The following is a 928-nucleotide window of genomic DNA, read 5'->3' as shown; positions in this document are numbered from 1 at the left end:
TCTTGGCCAAATCAAGTCCGATTGCGCTAATCTTGTCCATGACGCCTCCCCCCACTCAGTGGTTGACCAACACTCCCACTTTGGCACTTCTGATGCCGCCGTGGGCGGGAGGCGTCCATTTCATTAGGCTATCCGGGCATCGTCCTGCCCTTCCAACAGTTGCAATCCTCGTGTGAGGATGTTCATTGCGCCGACCACGTCGGCGTGCGCTTTGTAGCCGCATGCAACGCAGGCGAACTGCGCCTGTGTCCTGCGATTGTCCGCGCTCACGCATCTGCACGCGGGACAGGTCCGACTCGTGTTCTGCGGCGGCACGGCGATCAGCCAGCCGCCGTTCCACGCCAGCTTGTATGCCAGTTGGCGGCGGAACTCGAACCAGCCCTGGTCGAGGATGCGCTTGTTCAGGCCGGACTTGGCCTTCACGTTCTTCCCCGGCGCTTCGACACTGCCTGCCGCTGACCTGGACAGGTTCCGCACCTGCAAGTCCTCGATACTCACCATCGCGTGGCTATTGCTGATCGTGGTCGTGGCCTTGTGCAGGTAGTCGCGGCGTGCGTTGCCGATGCGGGTATGGATGCGCTGGACGCGGGCCTTCGCTTTTCTCCAATTCTTCGAGAATTTGACCTTGCGGCTCATGGCGCGCTGGTAGCGACGCAGCCGCACTTCGTGCTTCTTGAAGCTGTTCAGCGGCGCGAGAAACGTGCCGTCGCTCATCGTAGCGAAGCGGGCGATACCCACGTCGATGCCGATGGCGCTAGTCGCCAGTGGCACGGGCGGCTCGACTTCGCGGGCGGTCTGGACTGAGACGAACCATTTGTCGCAGGCCTGGCTCACGGTGACGTTCTTCAGCGTACCGAGCACGTCCCGGCTCTTGCGATAGCGCAGCCAGCCGAGCTTGGGCAGGAAGATCCGGCTGTTGGCCTGGTCG

At 62.4% G+C, this 928-nt stretch carries 1 protein-coding gene; it reads right to left on the bottom strand.

Features of this window, described 5'->3' with window-relative positions:
- Positions 1–123: 123 nt before the first annotated feature.
- On the bottom strand, positions 124–928 hold an 805-nt coding region (locus DID96_RS37830; protein ID WP_148094542.1), incomplete at its 5' end, for an RNA-guided endonuclease TnpB family protein.

Origin of the sequence: Burkholderia sp. Bp8963 (genome assembly GCF_003854275.1) — a bacterium.
Taxonomy (GTDB): domain Bacteria; phylum Pseudomonadota; class Gammaproteobacteria; order Burkholderiales; family Burkholderiaceae; genus Burkholderia.
This window is presented reverse-complemented; position numbering and strand designations above follow the sequence as displayed.